Origin of the sequence: Variovorax boronicumulans, from assembly GCF_029892485.1 — a bacterium.
Lineage (GTDB): Bacteria > Pseudomonadota > Gammaproteobacteria > Burkholderiales > Burkholderiaceae_C > Variovorax > Variovorax boronicumulans_B.
Window position 1 is genome coordinate 339,259 of record NZ_JARXVG010000002.1, and the last position, 22,280, is coordinate 361,538.

Genomic DNA, 22,280 nt, shown 5'->3' on the forward strand with positions numbered 1-22,280 from the left:
TGAAAGGACCCCACGATGACGAACCCTGGCGTGCTCCATATCCCTTCCATGAAAGACAAGTGCTCCGCCGCCGAATGGCAGGCCCGCATCGACCTCGCCGCCTGCTACCGGCTGGTCGACCTCTACGGCATGTCGGACATGATGGCCAACCACATCTCCTCGCACGTGCCGGGCGAGCACGGCGCATTCCTCATCAACCCCTACGGGATGATGTACGAGGAGATCACCGCGTCCAGCCTCATCAAGGTCGACGCCGATGGCCGCATCCTCTCGTCGCCCGACTTCGGAGAGCTCAACTACGGCATCAACAAGGCCGGCTACGTGATCCACAGCGCGGTGCATGCCGCGCGGCCCGACGTGGCCTGCGTGATCCACACGCACAGCTGGGCGTCGATGGCCGTGTCCTCGCTCGAATGCGGCCTGCTGCCGCTCACGCAGACGGCCATGCGCTTCCTGAAGATCGGCTATCACGAGTACCAGGGCGTGGTGCTGAACACCGAGGAGCAGGCCTCGCTGCTCGCCGACCTCGGCCAGAGCGAGGCCGTGATCTTCCGCAACCACGGCGCGCTGGTGGTGGGCCGCAGCGTGGGCGAGGCCTTCAACTGGATGCACCGGCTCGAGCTGGCCTGCCGCGCGCAGATCGGCGCGATGTCCTGCAACACGCCGCTGAAAGCCGTGCCGCAGGAGGTGCTCAAGGAAACCTGGAACAACTACCAACCCGGCACCCGCCGCCCCTACGGCCTCATGGAGTGGCCCGCGCTGCTGCGCAAGCTCGACCGCATGGACCCGGGCTTCCGCGACTGAGAACGCCTCATTTCCCGCCACGAAGAAATCTCCAAGGACACAAGAATGAAACGAGACAACCCCCTTTTCTTACTGCGAAGGCTCATGGGCGTGGCCACCGCCGCGTTGCTGGGCATCGGCCTCGGCACCGCGCCCCGTGCCGATGCGCAATCGGCATACCCCGGCAAACCGGTTCGCGTGGTCGTCGCCTTCACAGCAGGCGGCACAACCGACATCCTCGCGCGCGCCGTCACGCAGCAGATGTCCGAGAAGCTGGGCCAGCCCTTCGTCATCGACAACAAGCCCGGCGGCGGCGGCAACATCGGCACCGAGTTCGTGGTGCGCGCGCCAGCCGATGGCTACACGCTCATCGTCAACTCGGTCGGTCCGATGGCAGTGAACCAGACGCTCTACAAGAACATGACCTACGACCCGCTCGCCGACCTCGTGCCGGTGGTGCAGATCGCCGACGTGCCCAACGTGCTGGTCGTGAACCCCGAGGTGCCTGCGAAAACAATGGAAGAGTTCATCGCCTACGCCAAGGCCAACCCCAACAAGCTGAACTACGGCTCGACCGGCATCGGCACCTCGTCGCACCTCTCCAGCTACATGCTCAGCAAGCGCATCGGCGCGGAGACTCTGCACGTGCCCTACAAGGGCGCCAATGCGCTGACCGACCTGCTCGCGGGGCGCATCCAGTTCATGTTCGCGACCATCCCCTCGGTCATCTCGCACATCCGCGCGGGCAAGCTACGTGCGATTGCGGTGAGCAGCCTGAAGCGCTCGCGCTCGCTGCCCGATGTGCCGACCGTGGCAGAGAAGGGTTTCGCCGGTTTCTCGGCGGGCTCATGGTTCGGCTTCTTCGCGCCCAAGGGCACGCCTACGCAGGTGATCGCGCTCCTCAACAAATCGGTGAACGACGCACTGCCTTCGCTCGAAGCGCAGATGATCCGCGAGGGCGCGGACCCGGTCGGCGGCACGCCCGAGCAGTTCGGCAAGTTCACGCGGCAGGAGTACGACAAGTGGAAAGTGATCGTGCGCGAATCGGGCGCGACCGCCGAATGAGTTCGCCGCTGCGCATCCTGATGACGCACGAGGCCGCGCAGCGGGCCGGCGCTGGCATCGCCGAGGCCCTAAATGGCCGCTCGCATGTGCTGGTGGATACGGGAGACGATGCGGACGTCGCCTTCGTCTCGCGCGACGTCACCGGCCTCTCGACCAAGCACCAGGTGCTGCCCCAAACGCAGCAGTTTCACGATGCCTTGCGCGGCGCGCCATCGCTGCGCTGGGTGCATGCGCATTCGTCGGGTGCGGATCGGCCCGTGTACGGCGAACTGCGGGCGCGCGGCGTAGAGGTGACGACTTCGTCGGGCGCCAATTCGGGCGTGGTCGTGCAGACCGCGCTGGCCGGCGTGCTGATGCTGGCACGCTGCTTCCCTCAGCTGCTCGCGGCGCAGCGCGAGAAGACCTGGGCACCGCTCGTGGGCAGCGGCCTGCCGCGCGACCTGGCGGGCCAGACGGCGGTGATCGTCGGCTGGGGGCCGATCGGGCAAGGCCTCGGCGCGCTGCTCTCTGCGTTGGGCCTGCAGGTGATTGCCGTGCGCAGCAGCACGAGCGCCGACAGCGTGCGCTTCGAGGACATCCACACCGTGCTGCCGCGCGCCGACTGGCTGCTGCTCGCCTGCCCGCTGACCGACCGCACGCACGGCCTCGTCGATGCGGATGCGCTCGCGCTGCTGCCGCCCGGTGCACGGCTCGTGAACGTCTCGCGCGGCGAGGTCGTCGACGAACCCGCGCTCATCGAAGCACTGCGCAGCGGCGCGCTCTCTGGCGCCTACCTCGACGTGTTCGCGCACGAGCCCCTGCCGGTCGATTCGCCGCTGTGGGACATGCCGAACGTGATCGTCACGCCCCACACCGCCGGCCACTCGGACGGCAACGAGGCGCGGGTCGCCGCGCTCTTCCTGGACAACCTGAAACGCTGGAACGAAGGCCAGCCGCTGCTGAACCGCGTGGCCTGACGCCACCTCATTTCGAACAACAACACCAAGACCTCACGACCATGAACCGAAAAACCTTCCTCCGAACCGCCACCGCCACGCTGCTGCTCGCCGCGGGCGCGTCCTCGGCACTCGCCGCCGACTGGCCCACCAAACCCATCACCCTCATCGTGCCCTTCGTGGCCGGCGGCACCACCGACATCGTCGCGCGCACCGTGGGCCAGAAGCTCTCCGAATCGCTCAAGCAGCCCGTGATCATCGACAACCGCGGCGGTGCGGGCGGCACCGTGGGTGCAACCATCGCCTCGAAGGCACCGGCCGATGGCTACACGCTGTTCCTGGCCACCATTGCGCATTCGATCGCACCGGGCCTCTACAAGAAGTTGGCCTACGACTTCCAGCGCGATTTCGATCCGGTGGCGCTCGTGGCCTCCACGCCCAACGTGCTGATCGTCAACGACAAGGTGCCCGCCAAGACGGTGGCCGAACTCGTGGCGTACATCAAGGCCAACCCCGGCAAGGTCAACTTCGGCTCGGCCGGCAACGGCAGCACCGAGCACATCTCGGGCGAGCTCTTCCGCTCGATGACCAAGACCGACATCGTCCACGTGCCCTACAAGGGCGGCGCGCCGATGATGGCCGACCTCATGGGCGGCCAGATCCAGTTGGCCATCGAGACCAGCCCCTCGGCCTCGCCGCACATCCACGCCGGCAAGGTGCATGCGTTGGCCGTGACGACGAAGACGCGCTCGCCCGCCTACCCCGGCGTGCCCACGCTCGACGAGGCGGGCCTCAAGGGCTATGACATGACGACGTGGTTCGCGCTGATGGCACCGTACGGCACGCCGCCCGAGATCGTGCAGCGCCTGAACACCGAACTCGCCCGCGCGGTGCAGCAGCCCGACGTGGTCAGGCGCTTCGAAGAACAGGGCGTGACGGCCGGGAACATGAAGCCCGCGGAGCTCGCGACCTTCATCGGCAAGGAGACCACCAAGTGGGTGAAGGTGGCGAAGGAAGCAGGTGCAACAGCGGAGTAAAAGGCCGGGTCAGACATAGCCCTACGGCCACGACGGAAACCCGCTTGCCGGGGGCCGGGCGCGTCTTCTGCAGAATAGGAGGCCATGCACGTTCGAAAAGCGGCGCTCGCCGCCCTCCTCTCCCTCTCCTCCGGCTTCCTTCCCTCCGCCTTCGCCGCTTCCGCCCCGGGTGACCCCACGCCCTCGGAGGTGGCGGACGCGCGCATCGAATCGCTGATCGCGCGCATGACCGTCGAGGAAAAGGCCGGCCAGCTCAGCCTCTACGGGCCGGCCGACATCAACATCCCCAACAACCCGCAGACCGCCTGGCGCAACGGCCAGCAGGAGACGGCCGATGTGCGCGCCGGGCGCGTCACCGGCCTTTTCAACAACGCGGGCCTCGAAGGCAAGCTGCGGCTGCAGCAAGTGGCGGTGCGCGAATCGCGGCTGGGCATTCCGCTGATCTTCGGTGCCGACGTGATCCACGGCTTTCGCACCATCTTCCCGATGCCGCTGGCCGAGGCTTCGAGCTGGGAGCCGGCGCTCGCCGAGCGCACCACGCGCGCGGCCGCGGTAGAGGCCACGACCGACGGCTTTCGCTGGACCTTCGCGCCGATGGTGGACATCGCGCGCGATGCGCGCTGGGGCCGCGGCCTCGAAGGCGTGGGCGAAGACCCGTACCTGGCGCGCCAGTTCGCCGCTGCGCGCGTGCGCGGCTTCCAGGGCAGCAATCTCTCGAACGCCGATTCGATGCTCGCCACGCCCAAGCACTTCGCGGCCTACGGCGCGGCCGAGGGCGGGCTGGACTACAACAGCAGCGACATCTCCGAGCGCACGCTGCGCGAGGTCTACTTGCCGCCGTTCCGCGCGGCCATCGACGCGGGCGCGCTCTCGGTCATGAGCGCCTTCAACGAGATCGGCGGCATCCCCTCGACCGCGAACCGGGCGCTGCTCACCGGCGTGCTGCGGGACGAATGGAAGTTCAAGGGCTTCGTGGTCTCCGACTTCACGGCGGACGAGGAACTCATCGAGCACGGCTACGCCGCCAACAGCCGCGAGGCCGCCAAGATGGCCTTCATGGCCGGCACCGACATGAGCATGCAGAGCGGGCTCTACATGCGCCACCTGCCCGACCTCGTGGCCTCGGGCGAAGTGCCGATGGCGCGGCTCGACGAGGCCGTGCGCCGCGTGCTGCACGTCAAGCAGAAGCTGGGCCTCTTCGACGACCCGTTCCGCGGTCTCGACGGACCACCCGCTGCGAAGCGCGCCGAGAACCCCGAATTCATCGCGCTCGCCCGCGAGGATGCGCGCCGCTCCATCGTCATGCTGAAGAACGAGGCCAAGCTGTTGCCGCTGCCCAAGGCCGGCACGAAGATCGCGCTGATCGGCCCCTTTTCCGAAGGCACCAAAGACCTGATGGGCTCGTGGAGCCTGTTCCCCGGCCAGTCGGCGCCGGTGGGCATCGACGAAGGGCTGCGCGCCGCATTGGGGCCGGATTCGTCCGTGACGATCGCGCGCGGCTCGAACGTCGAGTCGCCGTTGCCCGGCGGCATCGAGGCCGCGGTGGCCGCCGCACGCGATGCCGACGTGGTGGTGCTCGCCATCGGCGAGAGCCAGAAGTTGTCGGGCGAATCGCGCTCGCGCAGCGACATCGGCCTGCCGCAGCCTCAGCAGGACCTGGCCGAGGCCGTGGCCGCCACCGGCAAGCCAGTGGTGGTGCTGCTGAGCAACGGCCGCGCGATGGCGCTCAAGGGCGCGGTGCGCAACGCGCGCGCCATCCTCGTGACCTGGTTCCTGGGCGTGCAGACGGGGCATGCGATTGCCGACGTGGTGTTCGGCGACTTCAACCCCTCGGGCCGCCTGCCGGTGAGCTTTCCGCAGACGGCGGGCCAGGTGCCCTACTACTACGCTCACAAGCGCACCGGCCGGCCCTCGCCCGAAGGCGCGCCGGGCACGTCGTTCAAGACGCGTTATGTCGATGCGACGAACGAGGCGCTCTACCCCTTCGGCTTCGGCATCGGCTATGCGCCGGTGCGCTACGACAACGTCGAGCTGAGCCAGGAGCGCATGACGATGGGCGACACGCTGCGCGTGCGCGCCACCGTCACCAACACCGGCATGCGCGAGGCCGAGGAAGTGGTGCAGCTCTACCTGTCCGAGCGCGCCGCGAGCGTGACGCGGCCGGTGCGCGAGCTCAAGGGCTTCCAGAAGGTGCGCATCGAGCCGGGCACGTCGAAGGTGGTCGAGTTCACGCTCACCGCGGCCGACATGGAATTCGTCGGCCGCGACATGAAGCCCGTGGCCGAGCCGGGCGAGTTCGACCTGTGGGTGGCGCCTTCGGCCGCGAGCGGCATCCGAAAGCGCTTCGTGCTCACGCGAGAGTGAGTCTGGCGGTTCACTCGCCGCTGGCGGTCGGGGCCAGTGAGAGCTTGCTTAGGTCCGTATGAGAAAAGCCGGCGCCTCCGTCGGCGGGGCGCCGGTATTGCACAGCGCGCATACTGGGCCTCCTTTGCTGCTTCGAGGCCTCGCCCGCGAGGCCCCGCACCCCTTTCGATGCCGGGCTACGAAATCAAGCTGGAACGCATCGCCATCGCGGGTGCGGATGACCTGGTCATCCGGTCGCTGCTCGATCGCCAGCAGTTCTCCGACCCGCTGGGCGCCGCGGCTGCGCAAGGCATCTCTTCGGCGGCATGGCCGATGTTCGGGCTGCTGTGGCCCTCGGGCGCGCAGCTGGCCGCGCGCATGGCGGTGCACCCCGTGGTTATCGGCGCGCGCGTGCTGGAGATCGGCTGCGGCCTCGCGCTCGCGAGCCTGGTCGGCCACCGCCGCGGCAACGACATGACCGCAAGCGACTGCCATCCGCTCGCGGCGGGTTTCCTGCTGGAGAACCTGCGGCTCAACGCACTGGCGCCGATGAAGTACCGGCGCGGCCACTGGGGCATGCGCGAGATGAACGCCCCGGGCGACGTGCTCGGCCTGTTCGACCTCATCATCGGCAGCGACCTGCTCTACGAGCGCGATGCGAGCGGGCTGCTGGCTGCATTCATCGGTCGCCATGCGGGCCCGGCCGCGCAGATATGGATCGTGGACCCGGACCGCGGCAACCGGCCGGCCTTCAATCGGCAGATGGCCGACGAGGGGTTCGGCATGTGCGAGGAACGGCTCGACCAACGCGCTTCGCAGGGCCGTGTGGCGTATCGGGGAAGGCTGCTGACCTACAGCAAGCGGCGGGCGCCGCAACCGTGAAAGCAGCAACGGGAAAAGGGCCCGAAGGCCCGTTCTACATTGCGCCGATCGTCGATGACGACCGGCAAGCAATGATTCCGCAAAGACCGGCTCAGAGCCCCGCTTGGCGCGTGAACGACACGCTGGGCTTCTTGTAGGCTTGCGGCACTTCGTCGCGGTAGAAGGCGCGGCGGTCGAGGCTGGCGAGCGGGTCGTGGGCCTTGGCAACAGCTTCGGCTTGAACGGTTGCGCGGTCGGCCGTAGAGGTGAAGGGTTGCGCGCCGGCGCTTGCACCGTCGCCGTATACGTTGCCGGCGCGAGCGGCGGCAACGGCTTGCGGTGCGACTTCGGCACGCGACACCGACGAGTTCACGGTGTGCACGCCGTCATAGGTTTCTGCATGTGCTCCGGCAGCAGCCAGGAGCGAGAGAGCAGCAGCAGCGAGGATCTTCGAGGCATTCATTTCAATCTCCTTCAGGGGTTGGTTGGTGAGGAGAAGTTTGATCCTGAAGCCCGCTGAAAAACCGCCACAAAAGGAATCGCGGCGTTCACGGGATTGAAACAATCGGGAATTGCTCCAACCCGTTGCACGGCCGCGATCCTGTGTGCAACCTCAGTGCGAAATCATCCAGGGCCGCTTGGACGGTGCCGCCTTCGCACCGTTCGGCGCGGTCACCGTCGCGCTGCGGCGCGACGATGAGCAGCAGCCGCAGCCCGCCGGATGCTTGAAGCGCGCGTAGTCGCGCGAGCTCCCCGGCTCGTGCCGCGCGCGTTCGTTGGTTTCCATAGCGCTGCGCGTGCCCGAAGCCATCAGTGCAAGCCGTGGTGCGGCCGAAAGTACACGCGGCGAGGCGCATCCGCAGTCGGGGCACGCAGCCGGTTCGTCGCGCTGGCTTGAAGGCCTCAGCGCATCGAAGCCGCCGCACTGCCCGCAGGCGTAGTCGTAGGTCGGCATGGCTTTTTTCTTCAGCGCAGGTCGTGCGACAGCGGCATGTTGACGCTGCCGTCGATCATCTTCACCGGGCCCGAGGCGTTCGGGTTGATGTCGAAGTCGAAGATGCCCGTGGGCAGCCACAGCGTGGCGCACGAGTTGGGCACGTCGACCACGCCGCTGATGTGGCCCTGCACTGGTGCCGTGCCCAGGATCGAATAGGCCTGCGCGCCTGAGTATCCGAACTTCTTCAGGTACTCGATGGCGTTCAGGCACGCCTGGCGATAGGCCACGTTCACGTCCAGGTAATGCTGCTTGCCGCTCTCGTCCACCGAGATGCCTTCGAAGATCAGATAGTCGTTGTACTGCGGCGTGATCGGGCTGGGCTTGAAGATCGGGTTCTTGATGCCGTACTTGGCCATGCCGCCCTTGATGAGCGTGACCTTCATGTGCACCCAGCCCGCCATCTCGATGGCGCCGCAGAAGGTGATCTCGCCGTCGCCTTGGCTGAAGTGCAGGTCGCCCACGCTCAGGCCCGCGCCATCGACGTATACGGGGAAGAACACCTTCGAGCCGCGCGACAGATCCTTGATGTCGCAGTTGCCGCCGTGCTCGCGCGGCGGCACCGTGCGTGCGCCCTCCGCTGCGGCCTTGGCGCGAGCTTCGCCGGTCATCTTGCCCATGTGCGCAGTGCCGGCGAACGGCGGATTCGCGAGGCCCGGCACGCGGTCCGGATCGGTGGCGATGAGCTTGCCTTCGCGCTCGTTCCACATGTCGAGCATCGGCTTGTCGGGCAGGCAGCCGATGAGGCCGGGGTGAATCAGCCCCGCGAAGTTGACGCCCGGAATGTGGCGCGAGCTCGTGAACATGCCCTTGAAATCCCAGATCGATTTCTGCGCTTCGGGAAAGTGATCGGTGAGAAAACCGCCGCCGTTCTTCTTCGAGAAGAAACCGTTGAAGCCCCAGAGGCTGTCCTGCTTGGCGCCGATGTCCAGCAGGTCGACCACCAAGAGGTCGCCGGGCTCCGCGCCCTTCACGCCCACCGGGCCCGAGAGGTAGTGCACCGTGCTCAGGTCGATGTCGCGCACGTCGTCGGCGCTGTCGTTGTTCTTGATGAAACCGCCGGTCCAGTCGAAGGTTTCGAGAATGAAGTCGTCGCCCGGGTTGACCCAGCAGGCCATCGGAATGTCCGGGTGCCAGCGGTTGTGGATGTTCTCGTTCTCCGTGGGGGACTTGGTCAGGTCGACCTTGATCAGCGTGTCCGTCATTTGCAGTGGCTCCTGGGGTTGTGGTTAGACAGAGAGATAGGCCTTGATGTGATCGATATCGGTCTTGTCGCGCGCGGTCTCGTGCACGAGCCGCCCGCCTTCGATGACGAAGAGCCGGTCGGCCACGTCCATCGCGAAACTGAGCACCTGCTCGGACACAATGATGGTGATGCCCCGCAGCTTGCGGATCTCGTTGAGCGCCTTCGCGATGTCCTTGATGATCGAAGGCTGGATACCTTCGGTGGGCTCGTCGAGCAGCAGCACCTTGGGGTCGGTGACGAGTGCGCGCGCGATGGCAAGTTGCTGCTGCTGGCCGCCGGAAAGGTTGCCGCCCTTGCGGCGCTTCATGTCCCACAGCACGGGGAACAGGGCGTAAATTTCTTCGGGGATGCGCTTGGTCTTCGAGTTCTCCAGGCCGGTCTGGATGTTCTCCTCGACCGTCAACGTCGGAAAGATCATGCGGCCCTGCGGCACGTAGGCGATGCCCTTGGCCACGCGCCTGAAGCTCTCGTCGCGCGACACGTCCTGGCCCGCCACTTCGATGCGCCCGCTCTTGATCGGCAGCACGCCCATGAGGCTCTTGAACAGCGTGGTCTTGCCCATGCCGTTGCGGCCCATGATCGCGACGGTTTCGTTGGCATGGCCCACGAACGAAATGCCGTGCAGTGCCTCGCTCTGGCCGTAGGCGGTGTGCAGGTCTTCTACCTTCAGCATGATGTTGCTCATGTCAGTGAGTCCTTTGCGCGTTGCTTGTGTTCTTAGCGCTGTTGTTCGGGGCGTGTGCACAGGCCACCGGGTACTCCCCTCCGCGAATGTCCCCCGGGCTTCGCCCTCCTCCTTGATTTCGCTGCGGGGAGCACCCGATGCCCTGTGCACCTGGACACGCTGCTGGTGCACGGCCGATCAACGACCGATGCGCGTGACGAGCACGCCGATGGGGTGCCTTGCGCAGCGAAATCAAGGAGGAGCCGAAGGCGGGGGACATTCGCGGAGCAAGGTACCCCGTCGGCGTGATCGCGCCCTGAAAGACGGTGCTTCATCTAGTGCCCCAGGTAGACGTCGATGACCTTGGGATCGGCCTGCACCTTCTCCATCGGCCCTTCGGCGAGGATCTTTCCCTGGTGCATCACGGTGACCTTGTGGGCGATCTGCTTGACGAAGGCCATGTCGTGCTCGATGACGATCACCGCGCGGTTCTGGCAGATCCGCTTGAGCAGGTCGGCGGTGAGTTCGCGTTCGCGTGCGCTCATGCCGGCAATGGGCTCGTCGAGCATCAGGAGTTCGGGTTCCTGCATCAGCAGCATGCCGATCTCCAGCCACTGCTTCTGGCCGTGGCTCAGGAGGCCGGCCTCGGTGCGCAGCTTGTCGGCCAGGCCGATGTCTTCGGCCACCACCTGCACTTTCGACTTGACCTCGTCGTCGCACTTGAATGCCAGTGCGCCGAACACCGAGCGGCCTTTCGGAAAGGACACCTCGAGGTTCTGGAACACACTGAGGTTTTCATAGATCGACGGCGTCTGGAACTTGCGCCCGATTCCCAGCCGCACGCGCTTGTGCTCGGCCATCTTGGTGAGCTCGGTGTTCTTGAACTTGATGCTGCCGGCGCTGGCCTTGGTCTTGCCGCAGATCAGGTCGAGCAGCGTGGTCTTGCCGGCGCCGTTGGGGCCGATGATCACGCGCAGCTCGTTCCTGTCGATGTAGAGCGTCAGGTCGTCGATGGCCTTGAAGCCGTCGAAGGAGACGGTCAGGTCTTCCACGGCGAGCGCGAAGTCTGTGTTGCTCATGAAGGTGTTCCGGTTCAGGCGCGTTGGCTGCCGACACCTTCGGGCAGGTGGGGTTCGGGGGATGCGGTTGGCGTTGCGGGTGCAGCAGGCGTCATCGGCATGGCGGGTGGCGGCTGTACAGCGGCCTGGCGCAGTGCCTCGCGGCGGCCCTTCCACCAGGGGCGGATCTTTTCGTCCCACAGGCCCGCGAGCCCCATCGGGAAGGCCATCGTCACGCCGATGAACAACCCGGCCATCAGGAACAGCCACAGATCCGGAAAGCTCTCCGAGAACAGCGTCTTGCCTGCGTTCACAAGCAAGGCCCCGTACACCGCGCCCACCAGGCTCATGCGCCCGCCGACCGCGCAGAAGATCACCATCTCGATCGAAGGAACGATGCCCACGAAGCTCGGCGACATGAAGCCGACCTGCAGCGCGAACATCGCGCCGCCGATGCCCGAGAGCCCGGCCGCCAGGCAGAAGATGAAGACCTTGAAGTTCGACACGTCGTAGCCCGAGAAGCGCACGCGGTCTTCCTTGTCGCGCATCGCGAGCAGCAGCGTGCCCAGCTTGCTGGTCTGGATCCAGCGGCACAGCACGATGCTCGCGACCAGAAGGCCGACGCAGACGTAGTACAGGATGTACTTGGCGCTGTCGGTGCGCGTGTCCCAGCCCAGCATGGTCTTCAGGTCGGTCATGCCGTTGACGCCACCCGTGTAGCCCTGTTGCCCGATGATGAGCACGGTGCAGATCAGCGCGACGGCCTGCGTGATGATCGCGAAGTACACGCCGCCCACGCGGCGCTTGAACATCGCGAAGCTCACCAGCCACGCCAGCGCCATCGGCGCGAGCACCACCAGCGCCAGGCTCAGCGGCAGGCTCTTGAACGGCAGCCACAGCGTGGGCAGCTCGGTGATCTGGTTCCAGTCCATGAAGTCCGGAATGCCGGGCGTGGACTGGATCTTGGTGGTGATCGGGTCCGAGGCTTCGAGCTTCAAAAACATCGCCATCGCATAGCCGCCGATGCCGAAGAACACGCCCTGCCCCAGGCTCAGCACGCCGCCGTAGCCCCACACCATGACGAGCCCCACGGCGACGAAGGCGTAGGTGAGGTACTTGCCCACCAAGTTCAGGCGAAAGATGTCGAGCGAGAGCGGCAGCACGACCGCCAGCAGCAGCACCAGAAGCAGCAGGCTGCCGAGCTGGTAGCGCAGGATCGAGGCCTTGATGAAATTCATCGGAACGTTCTCCAGGAAGAAATCGGGTTCATCAACGACGCACCTTGACTGCAAAGAGCCCCTGCGGCCGCATCATCAGGATCAGCACGATCAGAGAAAGCGTCAGCACCTTGGCCATCGAGCCGGTCATGAAGAACTCGGAGATCGACTGCGTCTGCGCAATGCCGAAGGCCGAGACCACGGTGCCCAGCAGGCTCGCGGCGCCGCCGAAGGTGACGACCAGGAAGGCGTCGACGATGTAGAGCGAACCCGAGGTCGGCCCCGTCGAGCCGATGGTGGTGAAGGCCGCGCCCGCCATGCCGGCAATGCCGCAGCCGATGGCGAAGGTGAGGCGGTCGGTCTTCATGGTGTCGATGCCGGTCGCGTTGGCCATCGTGCGGTTGGCCACGGTGGCACGCACGCGCAGACCCCAGCGGCTCTTGTGCAGCGCGATGAGCACGCCGGCCGTGACCAGCGCGGTGAGCGCGAGCACGAAAAGGCCGTTGATCGGAATGTCCAGGCCTTCGTGCGGCGTCCACGAGCCCATGATCCATTCGGGCAGTGTGGGGCTCACTTCCTTCGGGCCGATGAAGGTTCTGAAGATCTGCTGCAGGCCCAGGCTCACGCCCCAGGTGGCGAGCAGCGTGTCGAGCGGCCGCTTGTAGAGATGGCGAATCAACACCCACTCCACGATCCAGCCGACGATGAAGGCGAACACGAACGCCAAGCCGATGGCGATCGGAAAGTAGTACGGCATGAACGCGGGCGCCATCCGCTCCGTCACCTGCGCGGCGAGGTAGATCGAATAGGCGCCGATGGTCATGAACTCGCCATGCGCCATGTTGATGACGCCCATCTGGCCGAAGATGATCGCCAGGCCCAGGCCCATGAGCAGCAGCACCGCGAAGAGGCTCAGCCCCGCGAAGCCCTGCATGAGGCCGATGTTCATCATGTCCGACAGAGTCATGGCAACGATTCCGGTGTTGGGTGTTGGCTCCTTCCCCCTCTGGGGGAAGGTTGGGATGGGGGCAGGCAGAGCGTGCCCAGTGGTAGCGCCGCTTGCCCCCACCCCTGCCCTCCCCCAGAGGGGGAGGGAGAAATGCAGAGGCTTACTGGTAGCCCTTGGGAAACGGATCGGGCTTGATCAACTCCGCCGACTCCGCCACCACCTTGAACGTCCCATCGAGCTGCCCCTGCCCGATGCGCGCCTTGCTCCACAGATGGTGGTTCGCATCCAGCTTCACGTAGCCTTCAGGCGCCGTCTTCAGCTCGATGCCAGGTGATCCGGCAACCACCTTGTCCACATCGAAGCTGCCCGCCTTCTCCACAGCAGCCTTCCACAGCCACGGCCCGAGATAGCCCGCCTGCGTCACATCGCCGATCACCGCGTCCTTGCCGTACTTGGCCTTGAAGGCGGCCACGAACTTCTTGTTGTTCTCGTTGTCCAGCGACTGGAAGTACTTCATCGACGAATAGAAGCCCGCGAAGTTCTCGCCGCCCACGCCGGTCATCTCGTCCTCGGTCACGGCCAGCGTCAGCAGGAACTGCTTGTCGCCGGTGATGCCCGCGGCCTTGAGCTGCTTGTAGAAGGCCACGTTCGAGCCGCCCACCACCGCCGCGAAAATGCAGTCGGGCTTGGCCACCTTGATCTTGTTGATCAGCGAGTTGAAGTTGGTGTGGCCCAGCGGGTAGTACTCCTCGCCCTTGACCGAACCCTTCTGGAAGTTCTCGATGTGCTTGCGCGCGATCTTCATCGAGGTGCGCGGCCAGATGTAGTCGGAGCCGACGAGGAAGAAGGTCTTGGCCTTCTTCTCCTTCGCGCCCCAGTCCAGGCCCCAGATGATCTGCTGCGTGGCCTCTTGGCCCGTGTAGATCACGTTCTTGCTCTGCTCCAGGCCTTCGTAGAAGGTCGGGTAGTACAGGAGGCCGTTCTCTTTTTCGAACACGGGCAGCACGGCCTTGCGCGAGGCGCTGGTCCAGCAGCCGAACACCGCGGCGCAGTGGTCGTTGACCAGCAGCTTCTTCGACTTCTCGGCGAAGGTGGGCCAGTCGGAGGCGCCGTCTTCCTTGATGACCTTGATCTTGCGGCCCAGGATGCCGCCCATGGCGTTGATCTGGTCGATGGCCAGTTGCTCGGCCTGGATGGAGCCGGTCTCCGAGATCGCCATGGTGCCGGTGGACGAATGCAGCTGGCCGACCGTGACTTCGGTGTCGGTCACCGCGAGCTTGGTGGTGTTGACCTTGGCGGTAGGAAACTGCGACTGGCCGAAGCTCAGACCGCTCAGGCCCATCACGGGCAAGGCGGCGGCGCCCTGCAGAAGGCGGCGGCGGCGCATGGCCAGGGCATCGAGAGAAGGATCGGAATCACGCGGCATCAGGAACTCCAGGCAGGTTGAGAAGCAGGTTGGGAAGGGTGAGCCGCGCACCATCACAGTGCATCGGACGGTGCCCCGAGCACCATGGCTGGTACTTTAGAAATCACCTGCGTTCACGCGAATACGTCATTCAACGTAGCGGCGGGAAGCTGCCCTGCCCGCAGACTCCCGAGCCAGACATCGGTGGTCCGTCAGTGGCAAGCAGCACAGGGAGCGCTTCTTGCTGTACCTGTCCCATGCCACCGCCGCCGCGAGAACCCGCCATGACATCCGTCTCCGGACAGAAGATCTTTCGCATCCGCCGCGACTACAACGCCTGGGTCGCGAACGAGACGCTGGAGGACTACGCGCTGCGCTACACGCCGCGCAGCTTTCGCAAGTGGTCGGAGTTCCGGGTGGCCAACGCGGCGTTCGGCGCCACCTCGTTCCTGGCGCTGGAGGCCATCGGCGGCGCCATCGCGCTGAGCTACGGTTTTTCGAACGCGCTGTGGGCCATCCTGGTGGTGGGGCTCATCACCTTTCTCACGGGCCTGCCGATCTCGTACTACGCGGCGCGCCACGGCGTGGACATGGACTTGCTCACGCGCGGGGCGGGCTTCGGCTACCTGGGCTCCACGCTCACCTCGCTGATCTACGCGAGCTTCACCTTCATCTTCTTCGCGCTGGAGGCGGCCATCCTCGCGCTGGCGCTGCAGATGTACCTGGACTGGCCGCTGTGGCTGCTGTACCTGGTGTCGTCGATCGTGATCATTCCGCTGGTGGCGCGCGGCATCACGCTGATCTCGGGGCTGCAGCTGTGGACGCAGCCGATCTGGATCGTGCTGTTCGTCTGCCCCTTCATCGCGGTGATGGTGAAGAAGCCAGAGCTGTACGCCGACTTCACCGGCCTGGTGGGCCGCACCTCCGACAGCAGCGGCTTCGATCCGCTGATGTTCGGCGCAGCCGCCACGGTGGCCTTCTCGCTCGTGGTGCAGATCGGCGAGCAGGTCGACTACCTGCGCTTCCTGCCCGAGAAGACCGCCGCCAACCGCGGGCGCTGGTGGGCCGCGGTGCTCATCGCGGGCCCGGGCTGGATCGTGCCGGGCATGCTCAAGATGATGGGCGGTGCCTTCCTCGCGTTCCTCGCGCTGCAGCACGAGATACCGGCCGCGCATGCCGTCGAGCCCACGCAGATGTACCTCACGGGCTTTTCGTACGTGCTGCGCGATCCGGCCTGGGTGCTCGGCATCACGGTGCTGTTCGTGGTCGTGTCGCAGATGAAGATCAACCTGACCAACGCCTATGCGGGCTCGCTGGCCTGGTCGAACTTCTTCGCGCGGCTCACGCACAGCCACCCGGGGCGCGTGGTGTGGCTGGTGTTCAACGTGGCCATCGCGATCCTGCTGATGGCACTCGGCGTGTTCGCCGCGCTGGAACATGTGCTGGGCTTCTACAGCAACATCGCCATCGCCTGGGTGGGCGCGCTGGTGGCCGACCTGGTCATCAACAAGCCGCTGGGCTGGAGCCCGAAGACCATCGAGTTCAAGCGGGCGCACCTGTACGACATCAATCCCGTGGGCCTCGTCGCGATGCTGGTCGCGGCGGCGCTCGCGATGCTTGCGTACTCGGGCGCGATGGGCCAATGGGCGAAGGCCTTCTCTCCCTTCATCGCGCTGGCGACCGCGATGGTTGTTTCTCCGCTGCTGGCCTGGAAGACGCGCGGCCGCTACTACCTCGCGCGCACCGACATCGACCGCTGGGCGCCCGGCCAGAGCGTGAAGTGCTCGGTGTGCGACAACAGCTTCGAGTCGGAAGACATGGCGCACTGCCCCGCCTACAGCGCGCCGATCTGCTCGCTGTGCTGCACGCTCGAATCGCGCTGCCACGACCGCTGCAAGACCGACTCGCGCGCCGCCGAGCAGATGAGCGGCTGGCTGCAGGCGCTGCTGCCGCCGGCGCTGTCGGCGCGGCTGAACTTCCGCGTAGCACATTACCTGCTGGTGGCCACTTCGCTGATCGCGCTGCTGGCCACGGTGGTCGGCGTGGTCTATGCGCAGGAGGCCATCGCGGGCACCAGCGATCCGACCTTGTCCACGGCCTTCCTGAAAGTGTTCGCGCTGCTCTCGGTCGTCGCAGCAGTGGCCGCTTGGTGGGTGGTGCTGGGCAGCGAGAGCCGGCAGATGGCGCAGGAAGAATCGAACCGCCACAACAACCTGCTCGCGCTGGAAATCGAAGCCCACCGCCGCACCGACGCCGCGCTGCAGACCGCCAAGGAAGCGGCCGAGGCCGCCAACCAGGCCAAGACGCGTTATGTGGCGGGCATGACGCACGAGCTGCGCACGCCGCTCAACAGCATCCTGGGCTACTCGCAGATCCTGCTCAAAGGCGATGCCGTCGCGCCGCCGCGCGAGGCGGTGCAGACCATCCACCGCAGCGGCGAGCACATGCTGGGGCTCATCGATGGCTTGCTCGATCTGGCACGCATCGAAGCCGGGCGGCTGCAACTGGAGCCGGCCGCGCTCGCGTTGCCGGCCTTTCTCGATCAGCTGGTGCACATGGTGCGGCCGCAAGCCGAGAACAAGGGACTGGCCTTCGTCTACACGCATGCGGGGCAACTGCCGGCCTGGGTGCATGCGGATGCCAAATGGCTGCGGCAGATCCTCATCAACCTGCTGACGAACGCTGTGCGCTTCACCGACAGCGGCACCGTCACGCTGCATGTGGACGCCCGGCGCGAGGTGCTGCGCTTCGATGTGGTCGACACCGGCATCGGCGTCGCGCCGCAGGACCACCTGCGCATCTTCGAGCCCTTCGAGCGCGGGGCCACGGGGCGCCGGCGCGGCGAGCCGGGCACGGGGCTGGGCCTCACGATCACCGCCCTCCTCACCTCGCTGATGGGTGGCGAACTCGTGATGGCCCACACCTCGCCCGCGGGCAGCACCTTCAGCGTGCGCGTGTACCTGCGCGAGGTGGCCGACCCCGGCCCGCAAGCCAGGGGCGGTGCATTGCGGCAGCCGGTATCGGGCTACATCGGCGCGCGCCGCACGCTGCTCGTGGTGGACGACCAGCCCGTGCAGCGCCAGATGCTCGCGGGCATGCTGATGCCGCTGGGCTTCGAGGTGCGCGAGGCCGCGAGCGGCACCGAGTGCCTGGACAGCCTGCGCGAAGAACTGCCCTCGGCGATCCTGCTGGACCTCACGATGGACGACATGGACGGCTGGCAGACCGCCACCTCGGTGCGTGCCTCGGGCTTCGAGGACATCCCGATCATCATCGTCTCGGCCAACATGTTCGAGAACCAGACCGAACGGCTGCGCGCCGCGGGCTGCCAGGCCTTCGTCGGCAAGCCGGTGATCGAGTCGGTGCTCATCGCCACGCTGGAGCGGCACCTGGGCCTCGAATGGCTGACGGCCAGCGATGCGATGCCGCCCGCCGGCGAAGAAGAAGCGGCGCGCCCGCCGCAACTCGTGCTCTCGGAAGACGACCGCGCCGAACTGATGCGCCTCGTGCAGATGGGCCATGTGCGCGGCCTGCAGACCGCGCTCGACCGCCTCGCCGCCGCATCGCCCGCGGCGGCCGCCACCTGCACCTGGCTGCGCGGCATGGTCACCCGCTTCGACCTGGACAACCTCCGCAACGCACTGGCAGAAGATGCAGACACTCCCCTCGGCCCCGTCCTCTCGCCCTGAATCCGAACGCCCCGTGGTGCTGGTGGTGGACGACGCCCCCAGCAGCCTGGGCATGCTGTGCGACACGCTGGAGGCCAGCGGCTACACCGTGCTCGTCGCGGCCGACGGCGAGGCCGCGCTGCAGCGGCTCGAACTGGTGGTGCCCGATGCGATATTGCTCGACGGCCTGATGCCCGGCCTCTCGGGCTTCGAGACCTGCAGGCGCATCAAGGCCAACCCGGCGCTCGCGCACATTCCGGTGCTGTTCATGACGGGGCTGTCGGAAACCGCGCACGTGGTCGAAGGCTTCGAGTGCGGCGGCGTCGACTACGTGGTCAAGCCCATCCGCGCGCAGGAGGTGCTCGCGCGCCTGCACACGCATGCGCGCAACGCCCGCATCACCCGCATGGCACGCGATGCGGTGGACGTGGCCGGCATGGGCGTGGTGTTCGTGGACACGCGCGGGCGCATCGCATGGCGCTCGCCGCAAGCGGCGCTGTGGCTGCACGCGCTCGAAGACCCGGTGGCACCGGGGCTGCTGCCGCAATCGCTCGAACCCGTGCTGAATCCGGGCGCGGCGATCGTTATCGGTACCGCCACCGGCATGCGCCTGTCGGTGCGCAACCTGGGTGCGGCGGCGCTCGGCGAGACGATGCTGCTGTTCGCGACCCAGCGCGAAGGTGGCGCGAGCGCTTCGTCGGCGCGGCTGGCCGAGGCCGCCCTCACGCCGCGCGAGACCGAGGTGCTGTCGTGGCTCGCCAAGGGCAAGACCAACCGCGACATCGGCGAGATCCTGGGCACCAGCCCGCGCACGGTGAACAAGCACCTGGAGCACATCTTCGAGAAGCTGGGCGTGGAGACGCGCGCGGCCGCGGCGGCACTGGCGAGCGGGCAGCTGGTGTGAATCGGTCAAAGGGGTAGGTACCCACACCCCGGGTTTTCCGGTCATTGAACGCGCGGGCTTTGCTCTGCAGAATGGCTTCACCAACGCGGAAAAAACCGGAGAAAGAAATGCTCTCGAACCTGCTGCCGCCCGCTTCGCCCGAAACCGCCTACCGGCAGAAGTTCCTGGACAACCAGGACGAGAACCTCTTCATGGGCTCGTTCGAAAGCTTCACCGCTGCAGAGGCCGACGCGCCGCCCTCCAAGGCCGTTGGCTACGACCATGCGGCGGCCGCCAACCTCTACAGCCCGCAGATCTATTTCTACGACTACCCGGGCCTGTTCTGGCTGGGACGCTCGATCGACGCGGGCCTCACGCGCGTTTTCGATCTCGGTGGCCACATCGGCATCAAGTACTACGCGTTCCGCCGCGTGCTGAGCTACCCCGACAGCCTGCGCTGGACCGTGTGCGACGTGCCCAGCGTCATCGAGAGCGGGCGCGCGGTGGCCGTGCAGCGCGAGGTCACCGGCCAGCTCGGCTTTACGACCGACTATCGCGACGCGAGCGGCTGCGACGTGCTGTATGCCTCGGGCAGCCTGCAATACCTGCCGGTGCGCATCGACGAGATGCTGTCGACGCTGCAAGCGAAACCGAAGCGCATCGTGCTGAACACGACGGCCGTGCACCCCGAGCGAACGATCTACACGCTCAACAGCATCGGTGTCGCAGTGTGCCCCTACCGCATCGAGCATCACGACGACTTGCTGGCAATGCTTGCCCGCTCGGGCTACAGGAAGCGCGACACCTGGCGCAACGAAGGCAAGCCGATCGAGGTGCCATTTGTGGACGGAGGCGACAAGGCCTATTACGCGGGCGGCTGCTTCGATCTGGTCTGAGGCGCGCCCGGCGATCGGACGCGATCCGCCGCTATCGCATTGCCCCGGGGGGCGGAAGCCGCCCGCTCGGCCTCGGTATTAACCACTAAACCCCTGAAGGCTGATTGACAGCCCCGGCCTCTACGATGGCAACGGCAGGCAGCGCCCCACGCCGCCGACCTCTTTCTCCAGGAGACACCGTGAAGCCTTTTTCTTTCTCTCTCACCCGGCGCGCCGCACTCCCGCTTGTCGCGGCCCTCGCCCTGGCCGGCTGCGGCAGCTTCGGCAGCAAGCCGGCCACCGGCGACATCCACGTCATGACCTCGGGCGGCTTCACCGCCGCGTACAACGACCTGCGCCCCGAGTTCGAGCGCAGCAGCGGCCGCACGGTCAAGACGGCCTACGGCGCCTCGATGGGCAACGCGGAAGATTCCATTCCCAGCCGCCTCGCACGCAACGAGCCGGCCGATGTGGTGATCCTCGCGCGACCGGCGCTCGACGACCTCGTGGCCAAGGGCCAGGTGGTGCCCGGCAGCCAGGTGGACCTGGTGCGCTCGGCCATCGGCTTCGCGGTGCGCAAGGGCGCGCCCAAGCCGGACATCGGCACCGTCGATGCGCTCAAGCGCACGCTGATCGCGGCGCCATCGATCGCCTACTCGGCCAGCGCGAGCGGCACCTACTACGAGACCGAGCTGCTCAAGAAGCTCGGCATCGAAGACCAAGTGAAGCCCAAGAGCAAGCGCATCCTGAGCGAGCGCGTCGGCACCGTCGTCGCGCGCGGCGACGCGGCGCTCGGCCTGCAGCAGGTGAGCGAGCTGCTGCCGATTGCAGGCATCGACTACATCGGACCGCTGCCCGCCGAGGTGCAACGCAACACGGTGTTCTCGGCCGGCATCGCGACCGGCTCGAAGCAGCCCGATGCGGCGCGCCAGCTGATCCGCTATCTCAACTCGCCGGCGGCCGCGCCCACCATCGCGAAGACCGGGCTGGAGCCGCTCACCGCGCGTTGATGCCTTGAGGCGCCCAGCCGGGGCGCCCTCTTAAACTGCGCGGCATCCCCTTCCTCTTTTCCCGACGAACGGACGCCATGACCCAGCCCTCCCCCGCCCTCGTTTCCGCCTTCGCGCCCAGCGGCACGCTGCGCGCCTCGATCAATCTCGGCAACCCGATCCTCGCCAACAAGGACGCCGCGAGCGGCGAGCCGGTGGGCGTGTCTATCGACCTCGCACACGAGTTCGCGCGGCGCCTGGGCGTGGGCATCGAGCTCGTGGTGTTCGAGAAGGCCGCCGCCTCGGTCGATGCGGTGAAGAACGAGAAGGCCGACATCGGCTTCTTCGCCATCGATCCCGCGCGCAGCGAAGGCCTGCGCTTCACCGCGCCCTACGTGCTGATCGAGGGCAGCTACCTCGTGCCCGAATCGTCGGCGCTGACCGACAACGCGCAGGTCGATGCGCAAGGCCATCGCATCTCGGTCGGGTCGGGCAGCGCCTACGACCTGTTCCTCACACGCGAGATCCAGCACGCCGAGATCGTCCGGCTGCAAGGCGCGGGCCCCGCACTCGCCGCCGTGCGTTCGAGCCAGGTCGAAGTGGCGGCCGGCATCCGTCAGCTGCTCGAAGGCGAAGCCGCGCGCGCACCGGGCGTGCGGGTGCTGCCGGGGCGCTTCATGGTGATCCAGCAGGCGATGGGTACACCGGCCAGCCGCGGCGACGAGGCACAGGCGCTGCTCGCCGCCTTCGTCGAAGAGATGAAGGCGAGCGGCTTCGTCGCCGATGCGCTGAAACGCCACCGCATCGAAGGCGCGATCGTCGCGCCTGCGGCCTGACTCAGAGCTTGTAGGCCTCCACCGGCCCCTGCGAATAGAACAGGAAGTAGCCGGTCTCGGTCTTGAAGCTGTTCTTCTGCCAGCCCGGCGGCACCTTGAAGATCGCGAGCTGGTCGCTCGAGACGCCGACGAACTTCGTGTTCTCGCTGTCGGTGGTGATCCTGGTCCAGCGCTCGCGCGTCACCGGCTGCATCTGCATCTTGGGTTCGCTCCACTCGGGCGTGCGCACCTTGTCGCGCATGATGTAGCGGTCGCCCTGGCGCTCGATCTTCACGACCTCCTTGAGCGCGCCGTTCTTCTTGATGGCGTAGACGCCGACCAGCTCGGCCTCGGGTCCGCCGCCAGCGCCGCAGCCGGCCAGCAGCGAGACGCAGGCGCCCGCCACGATGTACTTGAGTAGATTTTTCATGATGGTCATGGTGTGAGGCATGAGCCGCCGGACGCGCCCGCGAAGGGCACGCCCGGCCGGCAT

Annotated in this window: 20 protein-coding genes; 11 read left to right on the forward strand and 9 right to left on the reverse strand. The window is 66.6% G+C overall.

Annotated features, from left to right (window positions below):
* Positions 1 to 15: 15 nt before the first annotated feature.
* The 6 genes from M2282_RS06755 (at position 16) to M2282_RS06780 (ending at position 7,045) form a co-directional block, all read left to right on the forward strand.
* The gene (locus M2282_RS06755) at positions 16 to 804 is read left to right on the forward strand and encodes a class II aldolase/adducin family protein (RefSeq protein WP_280808003.1); all 789 of its coding nucleotides are present in this window, start codon (positions 16 to 18) and stop codon (positions 802 to 804) included.
* A gap of 84 nt (positions 805 to 888) precedes the next feature.
* A complete protein-coding gene (locus M2282_RS06760) occupies positions 889 to 1,848 on the forward strand; it encodes a Bug family tripartite tricarboxylate transporter substrate binding protein (protein WP_280808235.1) in 960 nt (319 codons plus the stop codon).
* A complete protein-coding gene (locus tag M2282_RS06765) occupies positions 1,845 to 2,804 on the forward strand; it encodes a D-2-hydroxyacid dehydrogenase (RefSeq protein ID WP_280808004.1) in 960 nt (319 codons plus the stop codon). The genes M2282_RS06760 and M2282_RS06765 overlap by 4 nt, the downstream gene beginning before the upstream one ends.
* 41 nt (positions 2,805 to 2,845) lie before the next feature.
* Positions 2,846 to 3,820: a tripartite tricarboxylate transporter substrate binding protein gene (locus M2282_RS06770; protein WP_280808005.1), complete on the forward strand. Its 975-nt coding sequence runs from the start codon at positions 2,846 to 2,848 to the stop codon at positions 3,818 to 3,820.
* 84 nt (positions 3,821 to 3,904) lie between these two features.
* Positions 3,905 to 6,184: a glycoside hydrolase family 3 N-terminal domain-containing protein gene (locus M2282_RS06775; protein ID WP_280808006.1), complete on the forward strand. Its 2,280-nt coding sequence runs from the start codon at positions 3,905 to 3,907 to the stop codon at positions 6,182 to 6,184.
* 168 nt (positions 6,185 to 6,352) lie between these two features.
* Positions 6,353 to 7,045, forward strand: coding sequence for a class I SAM-dependent methyltransferase (locus M2282_RS06780; RefSeq protein WP_280808007.1), 693 nt, complete (start codon positions 6,353 to 6,355; stop codon positions 7,043 to 7,045).
* A gap of 91 nt (positions 7,046 to 7,136) precedes the next feature.
* Here the strand turns inward: M2282_RS06780 and M2282_RS06785 are convergent, their stop codons facing one another.
* The 8 genes from M2282_RS06785 to urtA form a co-directional block, all read right to left on the reverse strand.
* Positions 7,137 to 7,487: an alpha/beta hydrolase gene (locus M2282_RS06785; protein ID WP_280808008.1), complete on the reverse strand. Its 351-nt coding sequence runs from the start codon at positions 7,485 to 7,487 to the stop codon at positions 7,137 to 7,139.
* A gap of 150 nt (positions 7,488 to 7,637) precedes the next feature.
* Positions 7,638 to 7,979, reverse strand: coding sequence for an FmdB family zinc ribbon protein (locus M2282_RS06790; RefSeq protein ID WP_280808009.1), 342 nt, complete (start codon positions 7,977 to 7,979; stop codon positions 7,638 to 7,640).
* Between the two features lie 11 nt (positions 7,980 to 7,990).
* Positions 7,991 to 9,223, reverse strand: a complete 1,233-nt coding sequence (gene fmdA / locus M2282_RS06795; RefSeq protein ID WP_280808010.1) for a formamidase — start codon at positions 9,221 to 9,223, stop codon at positions 7,991 to 7,993.
* Positions 9,224 to 9,247: 24 nt separating this feature from the next.
* Positions 9,248 to 9,937 carry an urea ABC transporter ATP-binding subunit UrtE gene (urtE, locus tag M2282_RS06800; RefSeq protein ID WP_280808236.1) on the reverse strand — a complete coding sequence of 230 codons (690 nt, stop codon included), beginning with the start codon at positions 9,935 to 9,937 and terminating at the stop codon, positions 9,248 to 9,250.
* A gap of 326 nt (positions 9,938 to 10,263) precedes the next feature.
* The gene (gene urtD / locus M2282_RS06805) at positions 10,264 to 11,007 is read right to left on the reverse strand and encodes an urea ABC transporter ATP-binding protein UrtD (protein WP_280808011.1); all 744 of its coding nucleotides are present in this window, start codon (positions 11,005 to 11,007) and stop codon (positions 10,264 to 10,266) included.
* Positions 11,008 to 11,021: 14 nt separating this feature from the next.
* Entirely contained in the window at positions 11,022 to 12,224 is a 1,203-nt protein-coding gene (urtC, locus tag M2282_RS06810; RefSeq protein WP_280808012.1) for an urea ABC transporter permease subunit UrtC, read from the reverse strand.
* 31 nt (positions 12,225 to 12,255) lie between these two features.
* Positions 12,256 to 13,170, reverse strand: coding sequence for an urea ABC transporter permease subunit UrtB (gene urtB, locus M2282_RS06815; protein ID WP_280808013.1), 915 nt, complete (start codon positions 13,168 to 13,170; stop codon positions 12,256 to 12,258).
* 142 nt (positions 13,171 to 13,312) lie between these two features.
* The gene (urtA, locus tag M2282_RS06820; RefSeq protein WP_280808014.1) at positions 13,313 to 14,578 is read right to left on the reverse strand and encodes an urea ABC transporter substrate-binding protein; all 1,266 of its coding nucleotides are present in this window, start codon (positions 14,576 to 14,578) and stop codon (positions 13,313 to 13,315) included.
* 263 nt (positions 14,579 to 14,841) lie between these two features.
* Here urtA and M2282_RS06825 point away from each other — a divergent pair, with 263 nt between their 5' ends.
* The 5 genes from M2282_RS06825 (at position 14,842) to M2282_RS06845 (ending at position 21,808) form a co-directional block, all read left to right on the forward strand.
* Positions 14,842 to 18,246 (forward strand): hybrid sensor histidine kinase/response regulator, encoded by a 3,405-nt coding sequence (locus M2282_RS06825; protein ID WP_280808015.1) that lies wholly within the window; start codon positions 14,842 to 14,844, stop codon positions 18,244 to 18,246.
* Positions 18,209 to 19,129: a response regulator transcription factor gene (locus M2282_RS06830; RefSeq protein ID WP_280808016.1), complete on the forward strand. Its 921-nt coding sequence runs from the start codon at positions 18,209 to 18,211 to the stop codon at positions 19,127 to 19,129. The genes M2282_RS06825 and M2282_RS06830 overlap by 38 nt, the downstream gene beginning before the upstream one ends.
* A 107-nt stretch (positions 19,130 to 19,236) precedes the next feature.
* Complete coding sequence (locus tag M2282_RS06835) at positions 19,237 to 20,004, forward strand: TIGR04325 family methyltransferase (RefSeq protein ID WP_280808017.1); 768 nt, start codon at positions 19,237 to 19,239, stop codon at positions 20,002 to 20,004.
* Between the two features lie 179 nt (positions 20,005 to 20,183).
* Positions 20,184 to 20,993 carry a substrate-binding domain-containing protein gene (locus M2282_RS06840; RefSeq protein WP_280808018.1) on the forward strand — a complete coding sequence of 270 codons (810 nt, stop codon included), beginning with the start codon at positions 20,184 to 20,186 and terminating at the stop codon, positions 20,991 to 20,993.
* Positions 20,994 to 21,070: 77 nt separating this feature from the next.
* Positions 21,071 to 21,808 (forward strand): transporter substrate-binding domain-containing protein, encoded by a 738-nt coding sequence (locus tag M2282_RS06845; protein WP_280808019.1) that lies wholly within the window; start codon positions 21,071 to 21,073, stop codon positions 21,806 to 21,808.
* Position 21,809: 1 nt separating this feature from the next.
* Here the strand turns inward: M2282_RS06845 and M2282_RS06850 are convergent, their stop codons facing one another.
* Positions 21,810 to 22,217 carry a hypothetical protein gene (locus M2282_RS06850; RefSeq protein ID WP_280808020.1) on the reverse strand — a complete coding sequence of 136 codons (408 nt, stop codon included), beginning with the start codon at positions 22,215 to 22,217 and terminating at the stop codon, positions 21,810 to 21,812.
* Between the last annotated feature and the right edge of the window lie 63 nt (positions 22,218 to 22,280).

Excerpts from the sequence above, each read along its gene's own strand:
- M2282_RS06755 (WP_280808003.1), top strand. The coding sequence starts at position 16 with ATGACGAACCCTGGCGTGCTCCATATCCCTTCCATGAAAGACAAGTGC.
- M2282_RS06760 (WP_280808235.1), top strand. The coding sequence starts at position 889 with ATGGGCGTGGCCACCGCCGCGTTGCTGGGCATCGGCCTCGGCACCGCG.
- M2282_RS06765 (WP_280808004.1), top strand. The coding sequence starts at position 1,845 with ATGAGTTCGCCGCTGCGCATCCTGATGACGCACGAGGCCGCGCAGCGG.
- M2282_RS06770 (WP_280808005.1), top strand. The coding sequence starts at position 2,846 with ATGAACCGAAAAACCTTCCTCCGAACCGCCACCGCCACGCTGCTGCTC.
- M2282_RS06775 (WP_280808006.1), top strand. The coding sequence starts at position 3,905 with ATGCACGTTCGAAAAGCGGCGCTCGCCGCCCTCCTCTCCCTCTCCTCC.
- M2282_RS06780 (WP_280808007.1), top strand. The coding sequence starts at position 6,353 with ATGCCGGGCTACGAAATCAAGCTGGAACGCATCGCCATCGCGGGTGCG.
- M2282_RS06785 (WP_280808008.1), bottom strand. The coding sequence starts at position 7,487 with ATGAATGCCTCGAAGATCCTCGCTGCTGCTGCTCTCTCGCTCCTGGCT.
- M2282_RS06790 (WP_280808009.1), bottom strand. The coding sequence starts at position 7,979 with ATGCCGACCTACGACTACGCCTGCGGGCAGTGCGGCGGCTTCGATGCG.
- fmdA (WP_280808010.1), bottom strand. The coding sequence starts at position 9,223 with ATGACGGACACGCTGATCAAGGTCGACCTGACCAAGTCCCCCACGGAG.
- urtE (WP_280808236.1), bottom strand. The coding sequence starts at position 9,937 with ATGCTGAAGGTAGAAGACCTGCACACCGCCTACGGCCAGAGCGAGGCA.
- urtD (WP_280808011.1), bottom strand. The coding sequence starts at position 11,007 with ATGAGCAACACAGACTTCGCGCTCGCCGTGGAAGACCTGACCGTCTCC.
- urtC (WP_280808012.1), bottom strand. The coding sequence starts at position 12,224 with ATGAATTTCATCAAGGCCTCGATCCTGCGCTACCAGCTCGGCAGCCTG.
- urtB (WP_280808013.1), bottom strand. The coding sequence starts at position 13,170 with ATGACTCTGTCGGACATGATGAACATCGGCCTCATGCAGGGCTTCGCG.
- urtA (WP_280808014.1), bottom strand. The coding sequence starts at position 14,578 with ATGCCGCGTGATTCCGATCCTTCTCTCGATGCCCTGGCCATGCGCCGC.
- M2282_RS06825 (WP_280808015.1), top strand. The coding sequence starts at position 14,842 with ATGACATCCGTCTCCGGACAGAAGATCTTTCGCATCCGCCGCGACTAC.
- M2282_RS06830 (WP_280808016.1), top strand. The coding sequence starts at position 18,209 with ATGCAGACACTCCCCTCGGCCCCGTCCTCTCGCCCTGAATCCGAACGC.
- M2282_RS06835 (WP_280808017.1), top strand. The coding sequence starts at position 19,237 with ATGCTCTCGAACCTGCTGCCGCCCGCTTCGCCCGAAACCGCCTACCGG.
- M2282_RS06845 (WP_280808019.1), top strand. The coding sequence starts at position 21,071 with ATGACCCAGCCCTCCCCCGCCCTCGTTTCCGCCTTCGCGCCCAGCGGC.
- M2282_RS06850 (WP_280808020.1), bottom strand. The coding sequence starts at position 22,217 with ATGAAAAATCTACTCAAGTACATCGTGGCGGGCGCCTGCGTCTCGCTG.